At 74.0% G+C, this 7,450-nt stretch carries 9 protein-coding genes; 2 read left to right on the top strand and 7 right to left on the bottom strand.

Features of this window, described 5'->3' with window-relative positions:
- Both AB0I76_RS18470 and AB0I76_RS18465 read left to right on the top strand, forming a co-directional pair.
- Positions 1-615 (top strand): DUF5667 domain-containing protein (locus AB0I76_RS18470; protein ID WP_357036614.1); only part of this gene is annotated, 615 nt, incomplete at its 5' end.
- A 123-nt stretch (positions 616-738) separates the two neighbouring features.
- A complete protein-coding gene (locus tag AB0I76_RS18465; protein ID WP_357036611.1) occupies positions 739-1,608 on the top strand; it encodes an HAD-IB family hydrolase in 870 nt (289 codons plus the stop codon).
- 34 nt (positions 1,609-1,642) lie between these two features.
- Here AB0I76_RS18465 and AB0I76_RS18460 read toward each other — a convergent pair whose 3' ends face one another.
- The 7 genes from AB0I76_RS18460 to AB0I76_RS18430 form a co-directional block, all read right to left on the bottom strand.
- Positions 1,643-2,515, bottom strand: coding sequence for a lysophospholipid acyltransferase family protein (locus AB0I76_RS18460; protein WP_357036617.1), 873 nt, complete (start codon positions 2,513-2,515; stop codon positions 1,643-1,645).
- 287 nt (positions 2,516-2,802) lie between these two features.
- Positions 2,803-3,876, bottom strand: a complete 1,074-nt coding sequence (locus AB0I76_RS18455; RefSeq protein ID WP_357036608.1) for an NAD-dependent epimerase/dehydratase family protein — start codon at positions 3,874-3,876, stop codon at positions 2,803-2,805.
- A gap of 119 nt (positions 3,877-3,995) precedes the next feature.
- Complete coding sequence (locus tag AB0I76_RS18450) at positions 3,996-4,097, bottom strand: AURKAIP1/COX24 domain-containing protein (RefSeq protein ID WP_007465623.1); 102 nt, start codon at positions 4,095-4,097, stop codon at positions 3,996-3,998.
- A 215-nt stretch (positions 4,098-4,312) separates the two neighbouring features.
- A complete protein-coding gene (locus tag AB0I76_RS18445; protein ID WP_091079691.1) occupies positions 4,313-4,522 on the bottom strand; it encodes a helix-turn-helix domain-containing protein in 210 nt (69 codons plus the stop codon).
- Between the two features lie 228 nt (positions 4,523-4,750).
- Positions 4,751-5,935, bottom strand: a complete 1,185-nt coding sequence (locus tag AB0I76_RS18440; RefSeq protein ID WP_357036603.1) for an ABC transporter permease — start codon at positions 5,933-5,935, stop codon at positions 4,751-4,753.
- Positions 5,932-6,819 carry an ABC transporter ATP-binding protein gene (locus tag AB0I76_RS18435; protein ID WP_357036600.1) on the bottom strand — a complete coding sequence of 296 codons (888 nt, stop codon included), beginning with the start codon at positions 6,817-6,819 and terminating at the stop codon, positions 5,932-5,934. The genes AB0I76_RS18440 and AB0I76_RS18435 overlap by 4 nt, the downstream gene beginning before the upstream one ends.
- A partial coding sequence (locus AB0I76_RS18430) for an efflux RND transporter periplasmic adaptor subunit (protein WP_357036597.1) occupies positions 6,816-7,450 on the bottom strand: 635 nt, incomplete at its 5' end. The genes AB0I76_RS18430 and AB0I76_RS18435, both read right to left, overlap by 4 nt.

Below are 7,450 nucleotides of genomic sequence, written 5' to 3'. Positions count from 1 at the left end.
CGACGCCTCGCCGGCGCCCTCAGCCGGAGCCGGCTGCTGCCGGCGGTCACCGGCCGGCGGGCCCGCGCCCGGGGCGCGATCCTCGTCGGCATCGCGGCCGGCGCCGTCGCCGTCTCCGGGATCTCGGCGGCGAGCGAGAACGCGGTCCCGGGTGACGCGCTGTACGGGATGAAGCGCTCGACGGAACGGGCGCAGCTCGCCCTCACCGGCTCCGACGTGAGCCGCGGTCAGCTCTTCCTCGGCTTCGCCCGCACCCGCCTCGACGAGGCGGCGACGCTGCGGGGCGACCGGGCCGGCTTCAGCGGCGTACTCGACGACATGGACGCCGACACCCGGCAGGGCGTACGACTGCTGACCACCGCCTCGGCGCAGCGCTCCGACCCGGCGGCGCTGGACACGGTCAACACCTTCGTCACCGGTCAGCGGCGGGCGGTGAGCGGCCTGCTCGACGACGCCACCCGCGCGGAGCAGGACCGTACGCGGCGGTCACTGGCCCTGCTGGACGCGATCCGGAAGCGGTCCGACGCGCTGCGCGCCGCCATCGCCTGCGACCTGCCGGTACCGGCGGTCAGCGACTCCCTCGGTCCGACACCGGCCCGCTGCCCCGGCGACTGACCGGGGCACCACCGGACGAGCCGTCCGCGTCACACGTAACGTGAGTAGCCGGTCCGGCAGTTCCCGGGCCGGCTACCCTCGCTCAGTGGCGTACGCCGCGCCGGTCGAGTGGAGGGAGGTCGGGTGGCCCGCAACCGCAAGGTGACGGTCAGCACCGACGTCCACGGCCACACCACCGGTTGGGCGGAGGCCGAGCCGTCGACTCCCGTGCGGCCCGACCCGGCCGCGGCGGCCTTCTTCGACGTGGACAACACGATGATGCAGGGCGCCTCGATCTACTGGTTCGCCCGTGGCCTCGCGGCGCGCAACTACTTCACCACCTCGGACCTGGCCCGCTTCGCCTGGCAGCAGCTGCGGTTCCGGCTGCTCGCCACCGAGCACGCGGGCGACATGTCGCAGGCCAAGGAGGCCGCCCTCGCCTTCGTCGAGGGCTGGCGGGTGGACGACGTGGAGCGCCTCGCCGAGGAGATCTTCGACGAGCTGATGGCGCCCCGCATCTGGGGCGGCACCCGCCGCCTGGCGCAGCGGCACCTCGATGCCGGCGAGCGGGTGTGGCTGGTCAGCGCCGCCCCCGTGGAGATCGGCCGGGTGATCGCCGCCCGGCTCGGCCTGACCGGCGCGATCGGGACGGTCGCCGAGGTCGTCGACGGCGCCTACACCGGTCGGCTGGTCGGCGACCTGATGCACGGCCCCGCCAAGGCGGACGCGGTCCTCCAGCTCGCCGCCGTGGAAGGGCTGGAGCTGGCCCGCTGCGCCGCCTACAGCGACTCCGCCAACGACCTGCCGATGCTGAGCGCGGTGGGCCGGGGCGTCGCGGTCAACCCGGACGGCACCCTGCTGCGCGAGGCACGGCAGCGCGGGTGGGAGGTCCGGGACTTCCGTACCGGCCGGCGCGCGGTGAAGATCGCCGTACCGTCGACGGCCGCAGCGGGCCTGGTCGCCGGTGCCGTGACCGCCGGCCTGGCGCTGCAGCGGCGCCGCCGCGCCGACTGAGGCCCCCGCCCGGCCGAGGACTTCGAGACGCGGCCTACGGCCCGAACGGGTCCGGACGCCGTTCCAGCAGCTTGTGCAGGGTCTGTTGGATGGTCTCCCGCACCTGGTCGGCGAGATTGAACACCACCAGCGGATCGTCGGCGGAGTCGGTCAGGTGCGCGGTGGGGATCGGCGGGCAGAACTCGATCAGCCACTTGCTCGGCAGCGGCACCATCCCCAGCGGGCCCAGCCACGGGAAGGTCGGCGTCACCGGGAAGTAGGGCAGCTTCAGCAGCCGGGCCAGCGGCTTGACGTCGGCGAGCATCGGGTACGTCTCCTCGCCGCCGACGATCGCCACGGGCACGATCGGCGTACCGGTGCGCAACGCCGCCGACACGAACCCGCCCCGGCCGAAACGCTGCAACTTGTAACGCTCCGAGTAGAGCTTGCCGATGCCCTTGAAGCCCTCGGGGAACACACCGACCAGTTCACCACCGGACATCAGCCGCTCCGCGTCCGGGTTGCAGGCGACCGTGCCGCCGGTCTTCCGGGCGATCTCGGAGACCACCGGCATCCGGAAGACCAGGTCGGCGCCGAGCAGCCGCAGGAAGCGGCGCGCCGGGTGCCGGTCGTGCAGGACGGCCGAGAGGATCAACGCGTCCAGTGCCACGGTGCCGGAGTGGTTGCCGACGACCAGCCCGGCCCCGTCGGTCGGCACGTGCTCCAGGCCGAAGACCTCGGTGCGGAACCAGTCGCGGTAGAGCAGCCGCAGCAACGGGTGGAAAACCGTCTCGGTGATCTGCGGGTCGAACCCGAACTCGTCGACCTCGTAGTCGCCGGAGAGCCGCCGGCGCAGGAACGCCAGGCCGTTCGCGACGGTGCGGTCCCAGTGGTCGCCGGGCCGGTCGGCCACCACCGGCCCGGCCACCGCCGGACCCGGCGGGTCGGTCGCGGGCGGGGCGTCGACCACGGTCGGCTTGTCGGTGACGGCGGGCTCGTCGGTCGCGGCGGGCTCGTCGGTGACGGCGGGCTCGTCGGTCGCGGCAGTGTCGATCTCGTCGGTGCCCGGTCCGACCGTCGCCGGGCCCGGTTGCGCGGCCGTCGCGGTCGGCCGGTGGCCGTTGGACCGCGCCGGCTGGGCGTCCGACTCCGGCACCGTCAGCGGTACGTCGTACCGACCGTCGCCCTGGGCGCCGTCGCGTGGGTGCGGACCGGTCACGACCGCTCCCCCACGGCGGAGCGGACCTGCCGGATGCTCTCCCGCACCAGCCGCTCGGCGGCGGCCAACTGGTCACGGGTCACCACCGCACCACCGTGGTGGGCGCGGATGAAGTCCTCGAAGGCGATCGCCGTCGAGCGGGGCGTGAAGCCGAACTCCCGTTCCAGCCGGCCGGTGTCCACCACCCGGCCGTGCACGAAGAGGTCGACCTGGTCCAGGCCGACCCGCCCGAAGCCGAGGCTGCGGGCCAGCGCGGCGGCACCGGAGAGCCCCGGTTCGAGAACCGGCAGGGCGACCCGCCCGGCCCGCCGGATGGCCTGGGACAGTGCCAGCACACCGGGGCCGGCGACGTTGTAGGTGCCGGCGTGGTCCTCGACGATCGAGCGGTGCAGCACCTCCAGCGCGTCGTCGAAGTGCAGGAACTGCAACCTCGGGTCACGGCCGAAGACGGTGGGCACCACCGGCTGGGAGAAGTAGCGGGTCAGCGTGGTGTCGGCGGTCGAGCCGATGAACGGCGCGAAGCGCAGCACGGTGACCGTCGTGTCGGGGCGACGGCGGCGGAAACCTCGCACGTACCCCTCGATGTCCAGGATGTCGCGGCCGAAACCGCCGCGCGGCACCTCGCGTGGCTCGGTGTCCTCGGTGAAGACGGCCGGGTCCCGGAAGGAGGCCCCGTACGCGGCCGTCGACGAGCGGACGACCAGCTTGCGCAGGCGGGGCGCCCGCTGGCAGGCGGCGAGGAGTTGCATGGTGCCGATGACGTTCTGGTCCTTCATCCCCGACCGCCCGCCGTGCTGCGGGTCGGGAGCGCTGACCAGGGCGAGGTGCACCACCGCGTCGACGTCCAGGTCGGCGAGGAGACCGCCGATCGAGCCGGCGTCCACGCGGATCCGCTCGACGCGGTCGAGCAGGTCGGTGAACTCGGCGCCGGGCTCCGGTGGGTCGACGCCGATGACCCGCTCGATGCGGGGGTCGGCGGCGAGCCGGGCGGCGACGTGCGCGCCGAGGTAGCGGCTGACCCCGGTCACGACGACGACCCCCGGAGCACCTGGGGTGCCACCGGGGGTCATGTCGTGCACCTACCCTGGCAGGCGAGATCGAGCCGGGACGTCCACGGCCTGATCACCTGAGCCTCCGAGGGTCGACAGTTGGCACGTGACGACGGGTGCCGGGCCGGGCCCGGCCCCGATCACTTGCCGAGACGGCGACGCTGGACGCGGGTCTTGCGCAGCAGCTTGCGGTGCTTCTTCTTAGCCATGCGCTTGCGGCGCTTCTTGACCACCGAGCCCATACGACAGCCTTTCGATGCAACGTGCGGGGCGGACCGGAGAACGCCACGAATGGCGTCGGCGACCGCATGCGGACAACGGACCGGACCAGCGGGACGAGCGGCGGGGCGCTCCTGCGGTCACGGTCGGGGTCCAGGGTAGCCGGAGAGCGTCAGCAGGACCAACGCGGCCCCTCGATGCCCGTCACGGGGCCTCCGGCGGCCGGCCGGAGGGTGGCTCAGGCGGTCTCCTGGAAGGCGCCGCGCAGGTACTCGTGCACGGCGTGCTCGGGGACGCGGAACGACCGGCCCACCCGCACGGCGGTCAGCTCACCGCTGTGCACCAGGCGGTAGACCGTCATCTTCGACACCCGCATCACCGTCGCCACCTCGGCGACGGTGAGGAACTTGACATCCGACAGCCGACCGTCGGACTGCGACCCGGCCATGGCTCACCGACCCATCCCATGCCCGGCGCGTGCCATCCCGACGGGCTGCTCCCCACCCGGGCCGGCGACGCGCGTGTTACCAGTACCGTAGCGGGGCGGCTGTGACCGGCGCGATCCCTTCGGCGCAACTACCCCCGAAATCGGCCCTGCCCGCACTGCCTCCCGCCAGGGCCTTTCGGGTTCCCCGGGGTTTTTCCGACCGGCCGCGCCGGACGTCCGAGCGGCGGTTCACTCGGCGCGCAGGGCCACCACCGGGTCCAGCCGTCCGGCCCGCTGCGCCGGGACCACGCCGAAGACGATGCCGACCGCCGCCGAGACGCCGAACGCGAGCGCCAACGACCACCAGGTGATCGCCGCCGGGATCGGTGAGAACGCGTCGACCAGCAGGGCCGTGCCGACACCCAGGGCCATCCCGGTGAGCCCACCGATCGAGGTGAGCAGCACCGCCTCCAGCAGGAACTGCACGCCGATGTCCCGGGGCCGGGCGCCGACCGCCTTGCGCAGGCCGATCTCCCGGGTCCGTTCGCGGACCGAGACCAGCATGATGTTGGAGACTCCGACGCCCCCCACCAGCAGCGAGATGCCGGCGATCGCGGCGAGCACCCCGGTCAGGATGCCGAGGATGTCGCCCAGGACGCCGAGGATCTGCTCCTGGGTGACCGCGCTGAACTCGGTGCCCGGGTGCCGCCGGGTCAGCTCGGCGACGATCCGCTCGCCCAGCTCGTCGATCCGCTCCCGGTCCGGCGCCTTGACCGCGATCCCGTCGACGCGCTGGGTGCCGTAGAGGCGTTGGGCCGCGGTGACCGGCACGTGCACCTCGTCGTCGCGGTCCACGCCGAGGCTCTGGCCGAGCGGGGAGAACACCCCGATCACCCGGAAGCGCACCCCGGAGACGGTGATCTGCTGGCCGACCGGGTCCCGGTCCGGGAAGAGGGCGCGGGCCACCGACGCGCCGAGGACCGCTACCCGGCGGCTGGTGTCCACGTCGGAGCGGGTGAGGTAGCGCCCCCGGGCCAGGTCGCGCGTGAAGACGGTGGGGGTCGTCTCCAGGACACCCTGCAGGGTGCTGAAGTCGGACCGGTTGCCGGCCCGTACGGTGGCGCCGGAGGCGACCGTGACCGCCACCCGGTCCGGATCACCCACCACCCGCGACACGGCGTCCACGTCGTCCAGGGTCAGCGGGGAGACCGCCGGTGCGGCGCCCACGTCGAGCCGGCCGGGCACCACCAGCAGCAGGTTCGAGCCCAACCCCTCGACCTGCTGCTCCACCTTCTGCTTGGTGCCGGTGCCGATGGCCACCAGGATGACCACCGAGGCCACCCCGATGATCACGCCGAGCATGGTGAGCGCGCTGCGCAGCCGGTTCGCGCGCAGCGCGTCGAGCGCCACCCGCCAGGCCTCGGCCACCCTCACGAGCCGGCCCCGTCCCGCGTACCCGGCTGCGGAAGGCGCCCGGCGGCTCCGGCGGCGCCACCGGAGCCACCGGGCGGGTGCCCCGGTCCGCTTCCGGAAGCGGACCGGGGCTCCGCGCTGGGAGCGGACACCAGTGTGTCAGGTCCGGCAGCGGGGCCGGAGGCCGGTCGATCATGAACCGCGGCGACCTGGCCGGACGCGCTGTCGGCGACCACCACGCCGTCGCGCATCGCGATCCGCCGGCGGGCCCGCGCCGCCACCTCCTGGTCGTGGGTGACCATCACCAGCGCCACCCCGGACTCCACGTTCAGCTGCTCCAGGAGTTCCAGGACGGCCGCGCCGGTCACACTGTCCAGGTTGCCGGTCGGCTCGTCGGCGAGCAGCACCGTCGGGTCGGTGACCAGCGCGCGGGCGATCGCCACCCGCTGCTGCTCGCCGCCGGAGAGCTGGTTGGGCCGGTGGCCCAGCCGGTGTCCCAGGCCGACCCGGCCGAGCATCGCCGCCGCTCGCTCCCGCCGCTGCCGGGCCGACACACCCCGGTAGACCAGCGGTAGCGCGACGTTGTCCACGGCGGACGTACGCGGCAGCAGGTGGAACGCCTGGAACACGAAGCCGATGGTCTCGTTGCGCAGGGCCGCCAGCTCCGGCGCGGAGAGCCTCGCCACCTCCCGGCCGCCGATCACCAGCCGACCGCCGGTCGGCCGGTCCAGCCCGCCGAGCAGGTGCATGAGGGTGGACTTGCCGGACCCGGAGGGACCGACCAGCGCCACGTAGTCACCGGGGGCCACGGTCAGCGTCACCCCCCGCAGGGCGGGGACCGAGACCCCGTCGAGCTGGTACGTCCGGGACACGTCGACCGCCTCGATCGCGGCCGGTACGGTCATCCGATCTCCTGGCCGTCGCGGACCTGGTCGGTGCCGCGCACCACGATCCGGTCGCCGGCCTGCACACCGCTGGTGATCTGCACCAGGTCCTGTCCCTGCACGCCGACGACGACCGGCGCCCGGTCGACCCGCCCGTCCCGGACCACCCAGACCGTGTCCCGCCCGTCGGTCGAGAAGATCGCCGAGGCCGGCACGGTGACCGCGTCGGCGGCCTCCCGGACCCGCAGCCGCACCACGGCGTTCATCCCCGGTCGGGGAGCCGGTGCCGGCTCCGCCTCGCCGAGAAGGCCCGGGCCGAGCGCCAGCCGCACCCGGTAGCTGACCCCACCCCGCGCGGAGCTGACCGGCAGCACGTCCACCGACTGGACGGTCGCGTCGTACGTGGCACCGGTCACCGCGTCCAGCTCGACCGTGGCCGTCAGGCCGGCCCGCACCAGCAGCACGTCGGTCTCGTCGACCTCGGCGAGCAGCCCCAGTTGACTGGTGTCCACGATGGTCAGGACCGGGGTTCCGGCGGTCACCCGCCCACCCACCGGCACCGCGACGTCCACACCCGGCGGCGGGGCGGCCGGCGCCGCGCCGAACGCGGACGGGTCGATCCCGGTCGCCGCGCCGCCGTTCAGCAGGCCGG

It is taken from the genome of Micromonospora sp. NPDC049799 (assembly GCF_040656655.1).
Lineage (GTDB): Bacteria > Actinomycetota > Actinomycetes > Mycobacteriales > Micromonosporaceae > Micromonospora.
Note: the sequence above shows the minus strand (reverse complement) of the source record. Positions and strands in the feature narration are given on the sequence as shown.

Excerpts from the sequence above, each read along its gene's own strand:
- AB0I76_RS18455 (WP_357036608.1), bottom strand. The coding sequence starts at position 3,876 with ATGACCCCCGGTGGCACCCCAGGTGCTCCGGGGGTCGTCGTCGTGACC.
- AB0I76_RS18450 (WP_007465623.1), bottom strand. The coding sequence starts at position 4,097 with ATGGGCTCGGTGGTCAAGAAGCGCCGCAAGCGCATGGCTAAGAAGAAG.
- AB0I76_RS18445 (WP_091079691.1), bottom strand. The coding sequence starts at position 4,522 with ATGGCCGGGTCGCAGTCCGACGGTCGGCTGTCGGATGTCAAGTTCCTC.
- AB0I76_RS18435 (WP_357036600.1), bottom strand. The coding sequence starts at position 6,819 with ATGACCGTACCGGCCGCGATCGAGGCGGTCGACGTGTCCCGGACGTAC.